The organism is Pseudomonas serboccidentalis, assembly GCF_028830055.1.
GTDB classification, from domain to species: Bacteria; Pseudomonadota; Gammaproteobacteria; order Pseudomonadales; family Pseudomonadaceae; genus Aquipseudomonas; species Aquipseudomonas serboccidentalis.
Genome location: NZ_CP101655.1, coordinates 1,546,314 through 1,566,693 on the forward strand (window position 1 = coordinate 1,546,314; position 20,380 = coordinate 1,566,693).

18 protein-coding genes are annotated in these 20,380 nt (G+C 60.7%); 5 read left to right on the top strand and 13 right to left on the bottom strand.

What is annotated here, in order from left to right:
- Positions 1-85: 85 nt before the first annotated feature.
- From gltP to NN484_RS07100, 4 genes are all read right to left on the bottom strand, one after another.
- Positions 86-1,417 (bottom strand): glutamate/aspartate:proton symporter GltP, encoded by a 1,332-nt coding sequence (gene gltP, locus NN484_RS07085; protein WP_215500429.1) that lies wholly within the window; start codon positions 1,415-1,417, stop codon positions 86-88.
- 700 nt (positions 1,418-2,117) lie between these two features.
- Positions 2,118-2,582 (bottom strand): inhibitor of vertebrate lysozyme family protein, encoded by a 465-nt coding sequence (locus tag NN484_RS07090; RefSeq protein ID WP_127649426.1) that lies wholly within the window; start codon positions 2,580-2,582, stop codon positions 2,118-2,120.
- A gap of 2 nt (positions 2,583-2,584) precedes the next feature.
- Positions 2,585-2,749 (bottom strand): DUF1328 domain-containing protein, encoded by a 165-nt coding sequence (locus NN484_RS07095; protein WP_003177151.1) that lies wholly within the window; start codon positions 2,747-2,749, stop codon positions 2,585-2,587.
- A gap of 72 nt (positions 2,750-2,821) precedes the next feature.
- Positions 2,822-3,106: a hypothetical protein gene (locus tag NN484_RS07100; RefSeq protein ID WP_215500428.1), complete on the bottom strand. Its 285-nt coding sequence runs from the start codon at positions 3,104-3,106 to the stop codon at positions 2,822-2,824.
- A gap of 426 nt (positions 3,107-3,532) precedes the next feature.
- On the opposite strand from NN484_RS07100, the gene algB reads away from it, so the two are divergent.
- Complete coding sequence (algB, locus tag NN484_RS07105) at positions 3,533-4,879, top strand: sigma-54-dependent response regulator transcription factor AlgB (protein ID WP_016986437.1); 1,347 nt, start codon at positions 3,533-3,535, stop codon at positions 4,877-4,879.
- Between the two features lie 10 nt (positions 4,880-4,889).
- Positions 4,890-6,680: a KinB sensor domain-containing domain gene (locus tag NN484_RS07110; RefSeq protein ID WP_127649422.1), complete on the top strand. Its 1,791-nt coding sequence runs from the start codon at positions 4,890-4,892 to the stop codon at positions 6,678-6,680.
- Here the strand turns inward: NN484_RS07110 and NN484_RS07115 are convergent.
- The 7 genes from NN484_RS07115 to NN484_RS07145 form a co-directional block, all read right to left on the bottom strand.
- Entirely contained in the window at positions 6,677-8,290 is a 1,614-nt protein-coding gene (locus tag NN484_RS07115; RefSeq protein ID WP_215500760.1) for an EAL domain-containing protein, read from the bottom strand. The genes NN484_RS07110 and NN484_RS07115 overlap by 4 nt on opposite strands.
- 76 nt (positions 8,291-8,366) lie before the next feature.
- Complete coding sequence (locus NN484_RS07120) at positions 8,367-9,146, bottom strand: N-acetylmuramoyl-L-alanine amidase (protein WP_127649418.1); 780 nt, start codon at positions 9,144-9,146, stop codon at positions 8,367-8,369.
- 100 nt (positions 9,147-9,246) lie between these two features.
- Positions 9,247-11,334 (bottom strand): diguanylate cyclase, encoded by a 2,088-nt coding sequence (locus NN484_RS07125; protein ID WP_127649416.1) that lies wholly within the window; start codon positions 11,332-11,334, stop codon positions 9,247-9,249.
- The gene (locus NN484_RS07130; RefSeq protein ID WP_215500427.1) at positions 11,331-12,209 is read right to left on the bottom strand and encodes an endonuclease/exonuclease/phosphatase family protein; all 879 of its coding nucleotides are present in this window, start codon (positions 12,207-12,209) and stop codon (positions 11,331-11,333) included. Before NN484_RS07130 ends, NN484_RS07125 begins: the two co-directional genes overlap by 4 nt.
- Positions 12,210-12,223: 14 nt before the next feature.
- Entirely contained in the window at positions 12,224-12,865 is a 642-nt protein-coding gene (locus NN484_RS07135) for a thiol:disulfide interchange protein DsbA/DsbL (protein ID WP_215500426.1), read from the bottom strand.
- Positions 12,866-13,053: 188 nt separating this feature from the next.
- A complete protein-coding gene (locus tag NN484_RS07140; RefSeq protein WP_274658789.1) occupies positions 13,054-13,671 on the bottom strand; it encodes a c-type cytochrome in 618 nt (205 codons plus the stop codon).
- Positions 13,672-13,703: 32 nt separating this feature from the next.
- Complete coding sequence (locus NN484_RS07145; protein WP_025112302.1) at positions 13,704-14,009, bottom strand: c-type cytochrome; 306 nt, start codon at positions 14,007-14,009, stop codon at positions 13,704-13,706.
- 191 nt (positions 14,010-14,200) lie between these two features.
- Here NN484_RS07145 and yihA point away from each other — a divergent pair, with 191 nt between their 5' ends.
- Entirely contained in the window at positions 14,201-14,845 is a 645-nt protein-coding gene (yihA, locus tag NN484_RS07150; RefSeq protein ID WP_115986479.1) for a ribosome biogenesis GTP-binding protein YihA/YsxC, read from the top strand.
- Between the two features lie 283 nt (positions 14,846-15,128).
- Here the strand turns inward: yihA and polA are convergent, their stop codons facing one another.
- Positions 15,129-17,933 (bottom strand): DNA polymerase I, encoded by a 2,805-nt coding sequence (gene polA / locus NN484_RS07155; protein WP_127649408.1) that lies wholly within the window; start codon positions 17,931-17,933, stop codon positions 15,129-15,131.
- Between the two features lie 74 nt (positions 17,934-18,007).
- On the opposite strand from polA, the gene NN484_RS07160 reads away from it, so the two are divergent.
- Positions 18,008-18,298: a DUF2782 domain-containing protein gene (locus NN484_RS07160; protein WP_127649406.1), complete on the top strand. Its 291-nt coding sequence runs from the start codon at positions 18,008-18,010 to the stop codon at positions 18,296-18,298.
- 59 nt (positions 18,299-18,357) lie between these two features.
- Entirely contained in the window at positions 18,358-19,311 is a 954-nt protein-coding gene (locus NN484_RS07165) for a homoserine kinase (protein ID WP_127649404.1), read from the top strand.
- Between the two features lie 128 nt (positions 19,312-19,439).
- Here NN484_RS07165 and NN484_RS07170 read toward each other — a convergent pair whose 3' ends face one another.
- Positions 19,440-20,360, bottom strand: coding sequence for a zinc ABC transporter substrate-binding protein (locus tag NN484_RS07170; protein WP_127649402.1), 921 nt, complete (start codon positions 20,358-20,360; stop codon positions 19,440-19,442).
- Between the last annotated feature and the right edge of the window lie 20 nt (positions 20,361-20,380).

The following is a 20,380-nucleotide window of genomic DNA, read 5'->3' on the forward strand; positions in this document are numbered from 1 at the left end:
TGCCAGGTCGCCAATTCTCGGGGGCTCTTCGCACCCCAATGGGGGCAAGCCCCCTTGCCACAGGGATCGGTGCGAGGGTTTGATCTCAGTTCTTGGAGATTTCGCCAGCCGGCAGTTTTTCCTTGCTGCGCCAGTGCGGCAGGGAGTTCCAGTAGCGCTGGCCCTTGGCGTCGTCGTACATGCCTTCCCAACGCGCGATAACCAGTACCGCCAAGGCGTTGCCGATCACGTTCAGTGCGGTACGGGCCATGTCCATGATGCGGTCGACACCGGCGATGAACGCCAGGCCTTCCAGCGGAATACCGACGCTGCCCAGGGTGGCCAGCAGCACCACGAAGGACACGCCCGGTACACCGGCGATGCCTTTGGAGGTGACCATCAGGGTCAGCACCAGCAGCAGTTGCTGGCTGATCGACAGGTCGATGCCGTACAGCTGGGCAATGAAGATCGCCGCGATGGACTGGTACAGGGTCGAGCCGTCGAGGTTGAACGAGTAACCGGTCGGCACCACAAAGCTGCAGATGGCTTTCGGTGCGCCGTAGGCTTCCATCTTCTCGATGACGCGTGGCAGCACGGTTTCCGAGGAGGCGGTGGAGTAGGCCAGGACCAGCTCATCCTTGAAGATGCGCATCAGCTTGATCACCGAGAAGCCGAACAGCTTGGCGATCAGGCCCAGCACCACGAAGGCGAAGAAGGCGATGGCGACGTAAACCAGGATCACCAGCTTGGCCAGCGGCAGCAGCGAGGCGAAGCCGAAGTTGGCGACGGTCACCGCGATCAATGCGAATACGCCGATCGGGGCGTAGTTCATGATCATGTGGGTGACTTTGAACATGCTTTCCGAAACGCCCTGGAACATCTTCACCAGCGGCTCGCGCAGGTCCGACTGCAGGCTCGACAGACCGAGGCCGAACAGCACGGAGAAGAAGATGATCGGCAGCATCTCGCCGCGGGCGATGGCCGCGAAGATGTTCGACGGGATCAGGTTGAGGATGGTCTCGATGAACGCGTGTTCATGCTGCACTTCGGCGGCGGTCGCCTGGTACTTGGAGATGTCCACCGTGCCCAGGGTGCTCATGTCGATGCCGGTACCCGGATGGAACAGGTTGGCCAGCAGCAGGCCGACGATGATCGCGATGGTGGTGACGATTTCGAAATAGATGATCGTTTTCAGGCCGATCCGCCCGAGTTTCTTGGCGTCGCCTACACCGGCGATGCCGACGATCAGGGAGGAGATGACGATCGGGATCACGATCATCTTGATCAGACGGATAAAGATATCGCCTGCCGGTTGCAGGACGTTGCTGATCCACCAGGCTTTCTCGGCGCTGAAATGGTTGAGCAACGCACCAATTGCAATCCCTAAAACCAGACCGATGAGGATCTGCCAGGCGAGGCTGAGTTTTGCCTTCTTCATTATCTTTACCCTTACTTGCGTTTGACTCAGGCACATGCAGGAACTGGAACGCTCTTTAGCGGAAAAGTCTGTGCATCTGCCTCCGTATAAGGTGCCCCGAAGCGCGTGTTTACGGCTCTTCGGCAGGCGAAAAAAGGCGCAACTATTCCGATGCAAGGTTGCGCCGTCTAATGCCGTAAACGCCTACCCTATGCCGAATCGGCATGAGTTTTTTTAAATGAAACAGGCGTCCCAACCGGTTCGATTACGACATTTCAGCCGCCATAAGTGCCGTGAACCGGCCATTCCAGCTTGGGTTGGTTATTTTTTGAACGAGTAAATTTGGCGAAAAATTTAAGAAAAAGCCTACATTTGCAGACTAGAAGTCCCACTGTTTAAAAGGACTCTTTCTCGATATACGGTCACCAGGAAACACGGCGAAATATTTTCGCGCGCAGTCTGAACCATAAAAAGACGAGCAGAACGCTCTAGATCAATGTTTTGTATCGCAAAAAGCTCAGCGCAAGTCCGTCGAGCCGCCGAGGGCCGGCGAACCTGCGTCGCAGCTTTTACCCTGACCCGGCCCTCGCGCAGGCACTCCCTGTACCCGTAGGTCACTCCGACCCTGCAACAGTCAGAACGTCCCGGCCCCCTGGTCATGCGCCGACCTTCCTCGGGCGGGCGCAATAAAGAACAGCAGGGCGCTGTCCTCATGTTCGAATCAGTACCAGTTCGGGTCTTTCTTCAGGGTTTCCATCAACAGATTCTGCATGCCCTGATCCGGTTTGCCGAGGAAGCGGTAGGTGGCATGTCGCGTTGGCGACTTGTCGGCCGGCAGTCCTTCGGGCACATCGACAAGCATGGCGTAGGCATCCTTCTTGTCGAAGCTGAACGCTACGATCAAGCGGTGGTTGAGGCACTTGTCTGCGGATTCGCAGAGCGGCCCCACCAGATACTTGTCGCCGTCTTCCGTCACGGCATTCATCTGCTGGTCTGGCGCACCGGACAGGTTCATCACCCATTCCGGCAGGCGTTCTTCATGTTTGACCACGCCTTGCCAGGTTTCCCGGTATTGCGGGTCGGAGCTGAGCAGCTCGTTGACCCGCGCCTGGCCATCATTGGCCGCCATCGCCATGGCACTACCGCCCAGAAGCAGGGCGGCTGCCAGTGTCTTTAAAGCACTCATCGTTAACCTCGGCCGCGACGGCCAAAGAAGAAGGAAGCGATAAACATCACCAGGAACACGACAAAGAGAATCTTGGCGATACCCGTGGCGGTGCCCGCGATACCACCGAAGCCCAGTACGGCGGCGATGATGGCAATGATCAAGAATGTAATTGCCCAGCTCAACATGGTGATTCTCCTTACTTCTCTATTTAGGGATGTTGCGTGTCCCGGCGCGATGCGCCCGAATTCGTTGGTTCGTCAGAAAACCCAGCGCTCTTCACGTGGCAGTTGATCCAGCGGCTGTGCCTGATCGACATCCATCATGCGCATCGAGGCGCTTTCGGCCTGGCTGCTGCTGACGGCACTGAAGTGCGTCTGCGTGCTGTATTGAATCGAGATCAGCGGTTCTGGCTTCTGGCTGTTCTCCCAGCTCAGGTATTGCTGGCAGGCGATCAGGGTGATCAACAGTGCAAGTACGCCAAACAGGCCTTGCTGGATATGCAGTGGCGAGATACGCACTTGGGCGGCACGTTGGCGAGTCATCCTGGGTTCCTCACTCTTATTCGGTTGGGGCAGTGGAATCTGCCCGGGCTGAATGAGTTATTGCAGCCTGCATGCCAGTTTTTTATTTGAAAAATAACCAATAAAATCAACAAGTTACTGGTTATCGGGAAAGCATCTGAGACGCATCCTGCACGATGGGCCATCTACGGTCGTGCGAAATGCATGATTATTTCGTAGGAGATTTCATTCTTATTGAATTGAGAGCGAGCCGCGGAGGTCAGAAAAGGACGCAGGCAAGCACCGGTAAATCGGTGTGTGTGCAGAAAACCAACAAAATCAACGGATTGGCTGTGAGGGCGGGAGAGGGCTACTCTGCTATGTCCGGCATCGTTCAGAATCGACCATGCAACTTGCCCGATTTTTCCGGGACTAACCAAGACCAATCACTTATGGAGCGTAGGAAAAATGGAATCTGCCACTGAGCATCAAGGCCGCATTCTGCTGGTGGACGACGAGTCCGCCATCCTGCGAACCTTTCGTTACTGCCTCGAAGACGAAGGTTATACGGTGGCCACCGCCAACAGCGCGGCTCAGGCCGAGGCATTGTTGCAACGCCAGGTGTTCGACCTTTGTTTCCTTGATTTGCGTCTGGGCGAAGACAACGGTCTGGATGTGCTGGCGCAGATGCGTATCCAGGCGCCGTGGATGCGCGTGGTGATCGTCACCGCGCACTCGGCCGTCGATACCGCCGTGGATGCGATCCAGGCCGGCGCCGCCGATTATCTGGTCAAGCCGTGTAGCCCCGACCAGTTGCGTCTGGCGACCGCCAAGCAACTGGAAGTGCGCCAGCTCTCGGCGCGCCTCGAAGCCCTCGAAGGCGAGATCCGCAAACCCAAGGACGGCCTCGACTCCCACAGCCCGGCGATGAAAGTCGTGCTGGAAACCGCGCGCCAGGTCGCGAGCACCGACGCCAACATTCTGATTCTGGGCGAGTCCGGTACCGGTAAAGGGGAGCTGGCCCGGGCCATTCATGGCTGGAGCAAACGCGAGAAAAAATCCTGCGTGACCATCAACTGCCCGTCGTTGACCGCCGAGCTGATGGAAAGCGAATTGTTCGGCCACAGTCGCGGCGCGTTTACCGGGGCCAGCGAAAGCACTTTGGGTCGGGTCAATCAGGCGGACGGCGGCACGCTGTTTCTTGACGAAATCGGCGATTTTCCTCTGACGTTGCAACCCAAGTTGCTGCGTTTCATTCAAGACAAGGAATACGAGCGGGTAGGGGATCCGGTCACTCGCCGTGCCGACGTGCGCATTCTCGCCGCGACCAACCTCAACCTTGAAGACATGGTGCGCGACGGTCGCTTCCGCGAGGACCTGCTGTATCGCCTCAATGTGATCACCCTGCATCTGCCGCCGTTGCGCGAGCGCGCCGAGGACATCCTGACTCTGGCGGATCGCTTCCTTGCGCGGTTCGTCAAAGAGTATGCCCGTCCGGCCCGGGGCTTCAGTGACGAGGCGCGGGAAGCGCTGCTCGGCTATCGCTGGCCGGGTAATATCCGTGAGCTGCGCAACGTGGTGGAGCGGGCGAGCATTATCTGCCCGCAGGAGCGCGTGGAAATCAGCCACCTCGGCATGGCCGAGCAACCGGCAAACAACGCGCCACGGGTTGGTGCTGCGCTGAGCCTGGATGAGCTGGAAAAAGCCCACATCGGTGCGGTGCTGGCGACCGCTGGCACCCTCGATCAAGCGGCCAAGACCCTGGGCATTGACGCGTCGACCCTGTATCGCAAGCGCAAGCAGTACAACCTGTGAGCGCCCGGCGATGAAACTGGCGATGAAGTTGCGGACCCGCTTGTTCCTGAGCATTTCTGCGCTGATCACGGTGGCCTTGCTCGGGCTGTTGCTCGGGCTGGTCAGCGTGATGCAGATGGCCGGGACTCAGGAAACGCTGATCCGCAATAACTTCGTCACCCTTGATCTGGGCCTCAAGCTGCGGCAGACCCTCGGCGATCAACTGATCATGATGCTCGCCGAAAAACCGGATGCCGCTGCGTTCGAAGCGTCGAAGCAGCAGTATTTGCAGCTTCTCGATCAAGGCATTGCCCAAGAAGAGGTTGGCGATGGTCGCCAATACGGCTTCAGCCAAGCCAAGGCCGATTACCAGCGTTTCCTCCAGACGTTCGAACAGGTACGTGACCCGGCCAGTGCCTTGAGTGGCACCGGCGATTTGCGTGAGCGCTTCAATACGCTGCGCAACGGTCTGATTGCCGAACACAAACATGCGCTCGACAACATCAACGCGGTACAGCATGACGCCCGAGACCGGGCGCTGCTGGTCGCTGGCCTGCTCGGGCTGGTAGGGCTGGCAGTGTTGATCATCGGCTTTGTCACGGCCCATGCGATCGCTCGGCGCTTCGGCGCGCCGATCGAGGCGCTGGCGCAAGCGGCGGACAATATCGGCCAGGGCAATTTCGAAGTGACCCTGCCGATTTCCTCGGCGATGGAAATGAACCAGCTGACCAAGCGCTTCGGGCTGATGGCCGAAGCGCTGCGCGAGCATCAGGCGACCAACGTCGACGAGCTGCTGGCCGGCCAGCAGCGTTTGCAGGCGGTGCTCGACAGCATCGACGACGGCTTGCTGATGATCGATCGCGAAGGGCATCTGGAGCACCTCAATCCGGTGGCCCAGCGGCAATTGGGTTGGGACAGCGATCGTCTCGGCCAAGGCTTGGGCACGGCGCTTGAGCGCCCGGAACTCGACGCGCAGCTGCAACTGGTGCTGCGCGGCGGCACGCTGGAGCGTGCTCCGGAAGATTTGAGCATCGAAGTCGATGGCGAATCCCGCTTGCTGACGTACAGCCTGACCCCGGTCAGCCACACGCAAGGGCATATTCTCGGTGCGGTGATGGTGCTGCACGACGTCACCGAGCAACGGGCTTTCGAGCGGGTACGCAGCGAGTTCGTGCTGCGCGCCTCCCATGAACTGCGCACACCGGTCACCGGCATGCACATGGCGTTCGGCCTGTTTCGCGAGCGGGCGAAGTTTCCACCGGATTCACGCGAGGCGGACCTGCTCGACACGGTCAACGAGGAGATGCAGCGCCTGATGCAGTTGATCAACGACTTGCTCAACTTCTCGCGCTACCAGAACGGCTTGCAGAAACTCACGCTGGCACCGTGCTCCATCGAGGACTTGCTGGAGCAGGCGCAATTGCGCTTCGCTGATTCGGCCGCGGGCAAAGGCATTGCCCTGAGCGTCGAAGTGCAGGGGCCGTTGCCGCGCCTGCAGGCTGATCAGGCGCAACTCGACCGGGTGCTCGATAACCTGATCGACAACGCCCTGCGCCATACCGCCCGCGACGGGCAGATTCGCCTGCAGGCGCGCCGACATGGCGAACGGGTGATCATCAGCGTCGAAGACAACGGCGAAGGCATTGCCTACGGTCAGCAGGGGCGGATCTTCGAACCGTTCGTGCAGGTCGGGCGCAAGAAGGGCGGCGCCGGTCTCGGGCTGGCGCTGTGCAAGGAAATCGTGCAGTTGCACGGCGGGCGGATGGGGGTCTATTCGCGGCCGGGGCAGGGCACGCAGTTCTACATGGCGCTGGCGGTCTAGGCTTCGTCGTCCAGCCGGCGCCCGGCAAGGCGCCGTCCACGGGTGATCAGTTCGATGAACTGCACCGCACTCAAGGCCTGGGCGAACAACCAGCCCTGACCGAACTTCACCCCCTCACTGCTGAGAAACACGGCTTGCGCTTCGTGCTCGATACCCTCGGCGATCACTTTAAGATCCAGTGCCTGCGCCATGTGAATGATGTGTGGCGCCACGCCGCTGCTGGCCGCGTCATGTCCGAGCGCGTCGATGAACGCCTTGTCGATCTTCAGGCAGTCCACCGGTAGCGTTTGCAAGTAGGCGAGGCTGCAATAGCCGGTGCCGAAGTCATCGATCAGCACCTGGTGGCCGACATTGCGCAGGGCTTGCAGATTCTCCCGAGCCACCACGACATCGATCAGCCCGCGTTCAGTGACCTCGAAGGCAATCTGCCGCGCCTCAACCCGGTGCAGGGTCAGCAGTTTGGCCATGACCTGGCCGATGCGCGGCACCATCACGTCGCAAGCGGCGAGGTTGACCGAGATGTACAGCTGCGGGTTGGCGCGCAGCACCGGCCCCAGTTGCTCGAGCAGCCGTTGCAGGACGAAATCGGTCATCTGCCGGATCTGTCCGGTGTTTTCCGCCAGGGGAATGAACAGATCCGGGCTGGTCAGCGTGCCGTCCGGTCGGCGCCAGCGCAGCAGGGCTTCGGCGCCCACGCAGTTGCGGTTGTCGAGGTCGAAGATCGGCTGATACAGCACCTGCAGCTCGCCACGCCGGATCGCACCCTGGAGCTCGGCATCCAGCGACTGGCGCTGGCGCACCAGCAAAAACACGCAGAACCCGGAAAACGCCCCCAGTAACAGGCAGACCGGCACCATCCACCACCAGACCGACTGAATGTGCAGGCTGCTGCGTGGGGTGATCAGCACCAATTGGTATTCCGGGTTGTTGGTGGGCATGCGGTAGATCAGCCGTGAGTGGGTGACTTGCAGGGCTTCGCGGCTTTTCGGCGGCCAGGCTTCGGTCGGTGGCCACGCCTGAGCCGAGCCGAGTACCGGAATGGCCCGCTTGCCGTGATCCAGCACCACCAGCAGGCTGCTGTCCGGCGGCAGGTCGACCATGTCCGTCAAATGCCCGCGGGATGTCGCCACACGAAAATTGCCGCGCCCAAGCATCAGCGCGGCACGGTTTTCATCGGGTTCGGTGGTGGTGTTGAGCCAATAGCTGTAAGTCGGACCTTTGATGTCCGGCGCACGAACCACCGTCAACCCTTCCTGTCGGGGCCGGTTGGAGCAGATTCGTGTGCCATCCATGTAGGCCGCTTCATAGACGAAGCGATAGTTGAAGGTGACCTGTTGCAGGGTGGCGATCATTTCGTCATCGCAACTGCGCAACGGCTGCGCCTCAAGGTCATCGAGACTTTCGCGCAGTTGCCCGAACAATTGCTCGAGACGGGCCAGAAAACGCTCGCCCTGAGCGTTCATCTCCTGGCTTTCTTTCTGTTCGATCTGGTGCATGGCGAAGAACATTGCGCCCGTGATCAACAGCGCAGCACTGAGGACAGCCGCGATCATCGCCAAAAAAACGGGGCGATAAAACCAGCTACGCAGCGTCTCTCGGGTAGCAACCATCATGGAATATCCGAAGAGTTACCAATGAGTTATAGCTGCTGATTGCGTTTTCGCCCTGACCGTCGGGCGGGCGTCATTATTTTGTCTGGTTGAGTACCAGCAACAACGCCGCCGTTTGCGCGTCCGGCGTGCCGTCGAAGCGCGAAGGGCGGAAGTGCATCTGGAAGGCCGCCAGTACGTGGCGAGTCGCTACGTCCAGCTCGCCGGTTTGCGGGGTGTCGTAACCGACGCGCGCCAGTTGCGCCTGGAACCAGCTGATGCTCGGCAGCTCGGCGTTGAACTGCGCCTGCTGACGCGCCACTGCTTGTTCATTGGGCCACACGCCCAGGCCTTCGGTGGCCAGACGCTTCCACGGGAACAGCGGGCCCGGATCGAGTTTGCGCAGCGGCGCGATGTCGCTGTGGCCGATGATATGGCGCGGGCTGATGCCCTGGCGCTTGCTGATGTCCTTGAGCAGCACGATCAGCGATTGAATCTGCGCTTCGCTGTACGGATACCACAGACGCCCGGTCGGCGTGTCCTTGAAGCCCGGGTTGACGATTTCGATGCCGATCGAGCTGGAGTTGAGCCAGGTGCGGCCCTGCCATTGGCTTTCTCCGGCGTGCCAGGCGCGCTGGTTTTCATCCATCAGTTTGTAGATGGTGCCGCTTTTGTCGTCGCCGATCAGGTAGTGGCTGCTGACTTCGCCGTGGGTCAGCAATTGCAGCGAGCGCGCCAGTGAGGCGGAGGTGTAGTGCACGATCACGAACTGAACGCGGCTGTCGTGATTGGCCGAAGGATGGCTGGTGTCGTAACGCGGGCCGCTGGCACAACCGGCCAGAACGAGTAGCGACGCGAGGAGGGCAATAAATTTCATGGCAGAAGGCAGTACACGCAAGACAATAATGCAACAGTGTAACGTACTGCCTTGCGTATCGACGGCCAACGGGCTGATTTAAACAAAATGGAACAATTGCTCAGCCCAGCTCGACCCGGTTGCGTCCAGCATTTTTTGCCCGGTACAGCGCCTGATCGGCTCTTTTGAGCACCAGATCGCTGTGTTCTCCCGCCCGGAATGACGCCAGCCCCATGGAAATGGTGATCGTCACCCGTTCACCCTTGAAGTGAAACGGGCAGGCTTCGATCGCCGCGCGCAGGGTCTCCAGCAGTTTGGCGCCCACCGCAGGCGTGGTGGCCGGCAGCAGCAGAACGAACTCCTCACCGCCAAAACGGGCAATGAAATCGGCAGCGCGCAGGCGTTTGCGCAGCACCGTGGCGATGATCTTCAACACCTTGTCGCCGGCCAGATGGCCGTAACTGTCGTTGATTCTTTTGAAGTGATCGAGGTCGAGCATCGCCAGGCTCAAGGTGTTGCCGTGCTGCTGCCACTGTTTGATCTCGTGTTCGAGCCGTTCGCTCCACGCGGCGCGGTTGGGCAGGCCGGTGAGCGGGTCGATCAGGGCTTTCTGGCGTTGTTCTTCCAGGTGTTCGCGGAAGCCCAGGGCTTCCTGCTCCATGTGCGCCACGCGCTCGGCCAGGCCCTTGAGGCGTGCCGCGACTTCCTGCTCGCGGGCGTCACGCTGTTTCTGGTGCTGGTCCATGGTGCCGAGCAGGCCTTCGAGGTGGTTCTCCAGCACTTGCTTGAGGTCATCCAGATCGGCTGCCTCCTGCACGCTGGTCTGCAAGCCGTCGACCTGTTCGCGAATCTGCGTGTCCATCGCCCGCGCCGCCGAGCTGTTGTCGGCGTGGCCCTCGCTGGCGGCCTGCAGATTGCTCTGGAACGCTTCGAGGCGTTCGTTGAGTTGCTGCAGATAGGCTTCGAACTCGTGCTGGCCGCTGTCGGTGATCGCCAGCATCAAGGTGGCAAGATCGTCGAGAATCGGCAGCAGTTCGTACCAATTCAGTCCATTTTTCAACCGATCACGCATTGCCTCGGCTTGCGGTCGGTGGCGCTCGGGCAACGTCAGGTCGTCGAGCAGCCCGATCAGCGTGTCTTCGATGTGTTTGGCCACCGAGCTATAGGACGGCTCCGGCGAGTCGGGCAGGGCGTAGAGAATGTCCTGCTCGGATTGCTCCGGATCGATGGCGGCCAGTGCCTGGGCGATGGGGCCGGGCAGAGGCAGGCTGTCAAGGAGCAGCGGGGTCGGGTTCGGACGGTCGCCGGGATGGATCAGCTCATCGGGGTTGATCGCCGTTACAGGGGCTGGCGGTGCGCTCGGGGCGGCTGTTGGCTCGGGTTTGGTTTCGGGTACCGGCAGCGTGGGGGCGGTAGCTGTGTCGTTGGCTGTCTCGACAGCAATAACCGGCGGCACGCACGTAACCACAGGCGGTTCGGCCTGTGTTTGCGCGGCTGGCGCCTCGGGATGGGTGGCTTCAGGTGTTTGCTCGACAGGGCGCGCAATGGCTGGCGCCGGCGGAATCGGCTCGACGGGCGCCAGCTGCACGGGCTCGGGTGTCGGCGCAGTGCTGGGAGATGGCGCCGGTGCTTGAGATTGATCCGCTGTCGGCGGTGCCACTGGCGTTGCCGGAGTCTCTTCGCTGTCGCGGCTGCCAAACAGGCGCTGCAGAAAGCCCGGGCGGTCCGGTTCGGCGGGTGTTTCCAGCTGGCTTAACGCCTTGCCCTGCAAGCCGCTGAGTTCGCTCAGCAGCAGCGGCATTTCCCGCGCCTGACCGACCCGGCTGTCGAGTTGCTTGGCGAATTTCTTCAGCGGCTGCGCGACTTCCCGCGGCAGCGGCAAGGCTTGCAACTGGGTGACCAGCGCGGTCAGCGCCGTGCTGACCTGATCGATTCGGGTCTCGCGGCGCTGCTCGGAGTCGAGCACGGCTTTTTCCAGGCGTGGCAACAGGGCGGCGAGGCCGGCATCCATGTCGTCGGTGCGCACCACGTCGCGCATCTCTTTCATGCACTGATCAACGGCTTTGTCGGTGCCTTCGGCCGCCAGGGTGCTGCGCACCAGGCCGCGACGCAGCAAGTCGAGCCTGGCGGCCCAGCGACGTTCGAGCTTGTCCTGTTGTTCGATGCTTTTGAGGTACTTCTCTTTCCAGCGCTGGGCGTCGTCGCTCATTCAAGGGTTCCGCGAGGGGCAGGACTCAACGCGGGCAATGCATCGGCCGTGAGCGAACCCGGCAGACGAATCTCTACCGCGACCGGCAGGTGATCGGAAATGGGTTGGGCCAGCACTTCGACCTTTTCCAGGGTCAGGGTCGGGCTGAGCAAAATATGATCAAGGCAACGCTGCGGCCGCCAGCTGGGAAACGTGGCTTCCATCTGCGGGGCCAGCAAGCCGAGATCGCGTAACGGTGACTGTTGTAGCAGATCGCTGGCATGGGTGTTCATGTCGCCCATCAATACCTGGTGCTTGTAGCCACCGATCAGGTCACGAATATAGGCCAGTTGCAGGCTGCGCACCCGTGCGCCGAGGGCCAGATGCATCATCACCACCACCAGTGCCTCCGGGCCTTCGCCGAAGCGCAGCAGGATGGCGCCGCGACCTTTCGGGCCGGGCAGCGGATGGTCTTCGATCGCCCACGGCTTCAGTCGACTGAGCACGCCATTGCTGTGCTGGGCCAGTCGGCCAAGGTTGCGATTGAGTTGTTGATACCAGTAGGGGAAAGCGCCGAGGTGCGCCAGGTGTTCGACCTGATTGACGTAGCCTGAGCGCAGGCTGCCGCCATCGGCTTCCTGCAGGGCGACCAGATCGAAGTCGCCAAGCAGGTCACCGATCTTCTGCAGATTGCCGGAGCGTCCGGTGTGCGGCAGCAGATGCTGCCAGCTACGGGTCAGGTAATGCCGATAGCGCTCGGTGCTGATGCCGACCTGAATATTGAAACTGAGCAAGCGCAGACGATGGTCTGCGGGCAGGCCCGTGGACTCCAGGTGATGCTCGTTGACCTGCGGATCATGCAGGCCAACGATGCGTTCGGTTCCCCAGCGGCGCATGGCGATTACCGCGCTTAGTTGGCAGCTGCCTTGTTGGCTGCTCGCTCTTTGGCTACCAGGTCGTCAGCCAGTTTCAGCGCTTGCTCGGCACCACCGGCGGAGCCGATATCGAAGCGGTACTTGCCGTTGACGATCATGGTTGGCACGCCCGTGATTTCATACTTCTTGGCCAGTTCACGCGCCTTGACGATCTGACCTTTGATGGCGAAAGAGTCGAAGGTGGCGAGGAACTTGTCCTTGTCCACGCCTTGGGTGGCGAGGAAGTCAGCCATGTCGTTCTTGTCAGTCAGCTTCTTGTGTTCTTTCTGAATCGCATTGAATACGGCGTTGTGAACCTTGTGCTCGACACCCATGGCTTCGAGGGTCAGGAACATCTGGCCGTGAGCGTCCCATGGGCCACCGAACATGGCTGGAATACGCACGAAGTTGACGTCGGATGGCAGTTTCTCAACCCAAGGGTTGATCACTGGCTCAAAGGCGTAGCAATGCGGGCAGCCGTACCAGAACAGCTCGACCACTTCGATCTTGCCAGGCTCTGCAACCGGTACCGGGTTGGCCAGTTCGACGTAAGGGGCGGCCGGTGCTTCGGCGGCCTGGGCGGTCACGCCGAACAGGCTGGCAGCGACGAGAGCGGCGCTGATGATCAGATTACGCATGCTTTACTCCTGGACAATTTGGGTCGCCTCGCGCGACCTGTTTTCAGACAGATCCTGGCGGGCATGAGTTCTGTAGTGTAACGGCAGCGGCCACAAAAAAGGGCGGCCAAAGCCACCCTTTTTATACTTGCTGCGACGGATTAATCGAGCGTTAACGTCGCGCGAGATCTATCGCTGCCAGCGCGGTCTTAGTGCAGACCTTGAATGTAGCTGGCGACCGCGGCGATGTCTTCGTCGCTCAGTTTGCGCGCGATGGTGCGCATGGTCATGGCGTCGCCGTCGTTGCTGCGACCGGCGGCCGGGTCTTCCTTGCGGAAGTCGGTCAGTTGTTTGGCGATGTATTGAGCGTGTTGGCCACCCAGATGCGGGAAGCCGGCGGCGGCGTTGCCGGCCCCGTTCGGCGAGTGGCAGCCGGTGCAGGCTGGCAGGCCTTTTTCCAGATTGCCGCCACGGAACAGCGCTTCACCACGGGCGACGATTTTTGGATCAGCTGCGCCGACGCTGCCTTTCTGGCTGGCGAAGTAGGCAGCGATGTCGGCCAGATCCTGATCGCTCAGGTTGGTCAGCAGGCCCGTCATTTCCAGAACGGTGCGCTTGCCCGACTTGGTGTCGTGCAGTTGCTTGGTCAGGTAGCGTTCACCTTGACCGGCCAGTTTCGGGAAGTTTGGTGCCATGCTGTTCCCGTCCGGGCCATGGCAGGCTCCGCATACGGCAGCTTTTGCCTGGCCGGCGGCTGCATCACCTGCAGCATGGGCCATGCCGGAGATTCCCACGGTCAACAGCAGACTCACGATCAATTTGTTCATCAGCTAATCCAACTACGGCTAAGGGTTAAGAGTTATGGACCGGGTTTACTCTCGCTCATCCAAAGGATGATGGCCTGGTAATCCTCGGCACTGCAGTCCATGCACAAACCACGCGGCGGCATCGCCTTGAAACCCTGGGTCACGTGTTGCACCAGCGTCTCCATACCTTTCGCCAACCTCGGCGTCCAAGCTTCCTGATCGCCTCTTTCGGGCGCCATGGGTAGTTGGCCGGAATGACAGGCACCACAAACACGGTTGTACACGGCTTCCGGTTCCTGTGTAGCCTGTGCGCTGTAAAGCGGTATCAGGACTCCGGCAGCCAGCAGCCATTTCGTCATAAAACGACCTTTTCAGGGTTGAGAGCGTTCTGCGTTCTGATGCGCAATCAAGGTCTTTGGCTCTCGTGAACTTCATCCTTCGCTGGGACAAAGCACACACAAAATCTGCGGCATTATATACTGGCGTCACTGAAACGGAAGCGACACCGCGTTCCGCGCCCAATCCCGGCGCCGCCCACATCGGAAATCCCATGCAACTCAAGAATCCCATCCTCGGCCTGTGCCAACAGTCCACGTTTATGCTCAGTGCCGCCAAAGTCGATCAATGCCCTGACGACGAAGGCTTCGAAGTGGCGTTCGCCGGTCGTTCCAACGCCGGTAAATCCAGCGCGCTGAACACCCTGACTCACGCCAGCCTGGCGCGCACCTCGAAAACCCCGGGTCGCACACAGCTGTTGAACTTCTTCAAGCTAGACGATGAACGGCGTCTGGTCGACCTTCCGGGCTACGGTTATGCAAAAGTACCGATCCCGCTCAAGCAACACTGGCAGCGTCACCTTGAGGCTTACCTCGGTGGCCGGGAGAGTTTGAAGGGTTTGATTCTGATGATGGACATCCGTCATCCAATGACCGACTTCGACCTGCTGATGCTCGACTGGGCCGTTGCGGCCGGCATGCCGATGCACATTCTGCTGACCAAGGCCGACAAGCTGACCTACGGCGCAGCCAAGAACACGCTGCTGAAAGTGCAGTCGGAAATTCGCAAGGGCTGGGGTGATCTGGTGACGATCCAGTTGTTCTCCGCACCAAAACGCATGGGGCTGGAAGAGGCCTACACTGTGTTGGCAGGCTGGATGGAACTGGCTGATAAAGGCGCTGAATTGCCTGCTGAGTAAATCGCAGGCAAAAAAAGCCCCGGACTTCATATGGGGAGGGAGAAGTTCCGGGGTTTAAGGTCCGAACCGCTAGGGCGGGGTTCAGATATCTGCCAACACTTAACACAACATAGGAGCATCGAAGGGCTTCACCAGCCATTCAGTATCTCTGAGTAGTGAGTTGTCAGATTAGTTCAGATTTTTTTCAAAAAGCTTTGGAATAACGCCAAGCGCGTTTCGAAATAAGGTCATTTCGGGCGTTTGCCGCGACGATGTGTCGCGGCAAACGCCCGGGCCAGACGCCTTAGTGAGCTTCATCCCAGTTGTTGCCGACGCCGACTTCCACCAGCAGCGGCACGTCCAGTTTCGCCGCTTCGCTCATGTGCAGGCGGATTTCCTGGCTCACCTGATCGACCAGATCCTCGCGAACTTCCAGCACCAGTTCGTCGTGCACCTGCAGGATGACTTTGGCGTCCAGTCCGGACGAAGCCAGCCAGTTATCCACCGCCACCATGGCTTTCTTGATGATGTCCGCCGCGGTGCCCTGCATCGGCGCGTTGATCGCCGTGCGTTCGGCGGCGGCGCGCTCCTGCGGCTTGTTCGAATTGATTTCCGGCAGGTACAGGCGACGGCCGAAGAACGTCTCGACGTAGCCCTGATCGGCCGCCTGCTTGCGGGTGCGCTCCATGTATTCGCGCACGCCCGGGTAGCGGGCGAAATAGGTGTCGATGTAGGCCTTGGCGGTCTTGGTGTCGACGCCGATGTCCTTGCCGAGCTTTTGCGCGCCCATGCCGTAGATCAGGCCGAAGTTGATCGCCTTGGCGCCACGGCGCTGATCGGAAGTCACTTCGTCGAGCTCGACCTTGAACACTTCGGCGGCGGTCGCGGTGTGCACGTCCAGGTTGTTGCGGAAGGCGTTCATCAGGCCTTCGTCTTTGGACAGGTGGGCCATGATCCGCAGTTCGATCTGCGAGTAGTCCGCGGCCAGCAGTTTGTAGCCTTTTGGTGCCACGAAGGCTTGGCGGATGCGCCGGCCTTCAGCGGTGCGCACCGGAATGTTCTGCAGGTTCGGATCGCTGGAGGACAAGCGACCGGTGGACGCCACGGCCTGATGATACGAGGTGTGGATGCGCCCGGTGCGCGGGTTGATCTGCTCCGGCAGGCGATCGGTGTAGGTGCTCTTCAGCTTGCTCATGGAGCGGTGCTCCATCAGCACTTTCGGCAAGCGGTGATCGTCCTCGGCGAGTTTCGCCAACACTTCCTCGGCGGTCGATGGCTGGCCCTTGGCGGTTTTCTTCAGCACCGGCAGGCCGAGTTTTTCGTAGAGGATCACGCCCAATTGCTTCGGTGAGCCGAGGTTGAACTCTTCTCCGGCGATCTCGAACGCTTCGCGCTCCAGCGCGACCATCTTGTTGCCCAGTTCAATGCTCTGGATACCGAGCAGTTCAGCGTCGACGAACGCGCCCTGGCGCTCGATGCGTGCCAGCACCGGCACCAGCGGGATTTCGATATCGGTCAGCACGCTGGCCAGGCTCGGGATCGCGCTGAGCTTTTCGAACAGGGTCTGGTGCAGACGCAAGGTGATGTCGGCGTCTTCGGCGGCGTACGGCCCGGCCTGTTCCAGGGCGATCTGGTCGAAGGTCAGTTGCTTGGCGCCTTTACCGGCGATGTCCTGGAAGCTCACGGTGGTGTGGTCCAGGTACTTCTGCGCGAGGCTGTCCATGTCGTGGCGGGTGGCGGTGGAGTTGAGCACGTACGACTCAAGCATCGTGTCGAAGGCGATGCCGCGCACGTTGATGCCCTGGCTTTGATCGCCGCCGATGGCGCAGTTGGCCAGAATGTTCATGTCGAACTTGGCGTGCTGACCGACCTTGAGTTTGTTCGGGTCTTCCAGAATCGGCTTGAGCGCGCGCAGCACGGTGTCGCGATCCAGCTGCTCCGGCACGCCGATGTAGGAGTGGGTCAGCGGGATGTACGCCGCTTCGTTGGCCTGCACTGCAAATGAGAGGCCGACCAACTGTGCCTGTTGCGCGTCGATGCCGGTGGTTTCGGTGTCGAAGGCGAACAGTTTGGCGTTGTGCAGTTTTTCCAGCCAGACGTCGAAGCGCGCTTGATCGAGGATGGTTTCGTACGCGGCTTCAGCAGGCGCTGCAGGGGCTTCTGCTGCTGGCGCGCTGAACAGATCGTCGGGCGGCGTGAGCTCGGTGGCTGCGCTCAGTTCCTGGCGCTTGGCGTCGCGATCCAGATCATTCAGCCAGCTCTTGAATTCCAGCAGGGTGTAGAGCTCGTAGAGTTTGGCCGGGTCTTCCGGGCCCATGCGCAGGTCGTCGAGGCCGATGTCCAGCGGCACGTCGACCTTGATGGTCGCCAGTTGATAGGAGAGGAACGCCATCTCCTTGTGCTCTTCGAGCTTGGCCGGCAGGGTCTTGGCCCCGCGAATCGGCAGGGTCGGCACGATGTCGAGCTGCGCGTAGAGCTCGGTCAGGCCGCCGTTGACGCCCACCAGCAGGCCGGACGCAGTCTTCGGGCCGATGCCGGGAACGCCCGGGATGTTGTCGGAAGAGTCGCCCATCAGCGCCAGATAATCGATGATCTGCTCCGGAGCGACGCCGAATTTCTCCTTCACGCCCTCCACGTCCATCGAGCTACCGGACATGGTGTTGACCAAGGTAATGTGGCCGTCGACCAGTTGCGCCATGTCCTTGTCGCCGGTGGAGATGATCACCGGGCGATCCGCCGCCGCGCTGCTGCGCGCCAGGGTGCCGATCACGTCGTCAGCCTCGACGCCTTCCACGCACAGCAGCGGGAAGCCGAGGGCGATCACGCTCTGATGCAGCGGCTCGATCTGCACACGCATGTCGTCGGGCATGCTGGGACGGTTGGCCTTGTATTCGGCGTACATCTCATCGCGGAATGTCCCACCCTTGGCGTCGAAGACCACGGCGAACGGGCTGTCCGGGTACTGCTTGCGCAGACTCTTGAGCATGTTCAGCACACCTTTGACCGCGCCGGTGGGCAGGCCTTTGGAGGTGGTCAGCGGTGGCAGTGCGTGGAAAGCGCGGTACAGGTAAGACGAACCGTCCACCAGGACGAGGGGGGCTTGGCTCATGAGCAGAATCAACCTTTTCGGCGGGCCCGGCGCTAGAATAGCGGGACCGTTGACGACAAAGGGACAAGGTTATCATGCGTACGTTAAATCGCTTGCTGCTGGTCAGTTTGATTGCTGTCTCACCGCTGGCCGCGATGGCGGCGGATGATGCGCCGTCGGCGGAGCCGGAAGTTACCATCCGTACCGAGGGTGACCAAACCATCCAGGAGTACCGTCAGAACGGTTTCCTGTATGCGATCAAGGTCACCAAGAAAGGATTCCCGCCCTATTTTCTGGTGCGTGCGGACGGTACCGATGCAAACTTCATCCGTTCTGATCAGCCGGATATGTTGATTCCGGCATGGAAGATTTTCGAATGGAAGTAGTCTCTTAAATTAATCGGCGCCGCTGTGCTGGCGGCGCCCGAACTGAGCAGTTTTTAACCATGTCTGTGTTCACCCCCCTGGCTCGGCCCGAGCTGGAAACCTTTCTCGCCCCTTACGGGCTTGGCCGTCTGCTCGATTTCCAGGGGATCGCCGCCGGCAGCGAAAACACCAATTTCTTTATCAGTCTGGAGCAGGGCGAGTTCGTTCTGACCCTGGTCGAGCGCGGCCCGGTGCAGGAGATGCCGTTCTTCATCGACCTGCTCGACGTGCTGCACGAGGCCGATCTGCCGGTGCCTTACGCACTGCGCACCACCGACGGCGTGGCGCTGCGTGAGCTGAAGGGCAAACCGGCGCTGCTGCAGCCGCGTCTGTCGGGCAAACACATTAAGGTCGCCAACGCCCAGCATTGCGCGCAGGTTGGCGAGTTGCAGGCGCATCTGCACCTGGCGACTCAGGGCGAGCGCATGATCAAGCGCAAGACCGATCGCGGCCTGGACTGGATGCAGGAGGAGGGCACCGAGTTTCTCTCGCACCTGAGCGACGAGCCGCGTGCCTTGTTGCAAAAGGCCCTCGATGAAATCACCGAGCGCAAAGAGAAGATTCTCGCGCTGCCTCGGGCGAACATTCATGCCGACCTGTTTCGCGATAACGCGATGTTCGAAGGCACTCACCTGACCGGGCTGATCGACTTCTACAACGCCTGTTCGGGGCCGATGCTGTACGACGTGGCGATTGCCTTGAATGACTGGTGTTCGGACGATGATGGCCTGATCGACGGCCCACGAGCGCGGGCGTTCCTTGGCGCTTATGCGGCGCTGCGACCATTCACGGCGGCGGAAGCTGAGTTGTGGCCGACGATGCTGCGCGTGGCGTGTGTGCGGTTCTGGCTGTCGCGGTTGATCGCGGCGGAGCAGTTTGCCGGGCAGGACGTGTTGATTCACGATCCGAAGGAATTCGAGCAGCGGCTGGCGCAGCGGCAGCAGGTGCATACACCTCTACCGTTCGCCCTCTAAATTTGTGGCGAGGGGGCTTGCCACCGTTGGAGTGCGGAGCGCTCCCCCAAGGATTCAGGATTGAAAATCTTTGGGGGCTGCTGCGCAGCCCAACGGGGGCAAGCCCCCTCGCCACAGGATTTTGCGGGTTACAGAGATTCCAGGCATCCCGCCAGATCATTGCCGAGCTTTTCCAGCACCTGCTCATAGCCCTGAGCCGTCGCCGGGGTGTACCCGCCCAACGCATCCAGTTCCGCCAGCTTCACCGGTAGCCCAGCCACCAGCGTCTCCGCCAGGCGCGGGCGCAACGGCGGTTCGCTGAACACACAGGTCTTGCCCACTTCCTGCAGGCGTTTGCGCATTGCCGCGACATGCTGCGCGCCCGGCTGCACTTCGGCGGCCACGCTGAACACACCAGCGTGCTTCAGGCCGTAAGCCTCCTCGAAGTAATCGAAGGCCTCGTGGAACACGAAGTACGGCTTGCCTTCAATACCGGCCAGACGCTTCTTCAAACGTGCATCCAGTGCATCGAGGCGTCCATCGAACGCCTTGGCGTTGCTCTGATAGCGCTCGGCGTTGGCCGGATCAGCAGCGCTGAGGTCCGCGGCCATTTTGTCGGCAATTACCCGCGCGTTGACCGGCGATAGCCACAAATGCGCATCCAGGGTACCCGGGCGGTGATCGTGATCATGCTCGTCGGCCTCTTCGGCGTGGGAGTGGCTGTCTTCGGCAAAGCGGCGCAGCTTCATGCCTGGTAGATCCTGCACGGCGACGCTCGGCAGGGTCCGACCGTTCAGCACGCGAGGCAGGAAACCTTCCATGTCCGGGCCGATCCAGTACAGCAGGTCCACCGATTGCACTTTGCGCACGTCGGACGGGCGCAACGCGTAGTTATGCGGCGAAGCGCCCGGCGGCAATAGCACTTCGGGAATGGCCACGCCGTCCTGCACTGCGGTGGCGATCAACTGCAACGGTTTGATGCTGGTGAGGACCTTGACCTCGGCCTGAGCCGAACCGATCAGCAGAAAACTGGCGACAAACGCCACAAAAACAGAAAAAAGTCGGGACACGATGACCACTCAAGGAGGCG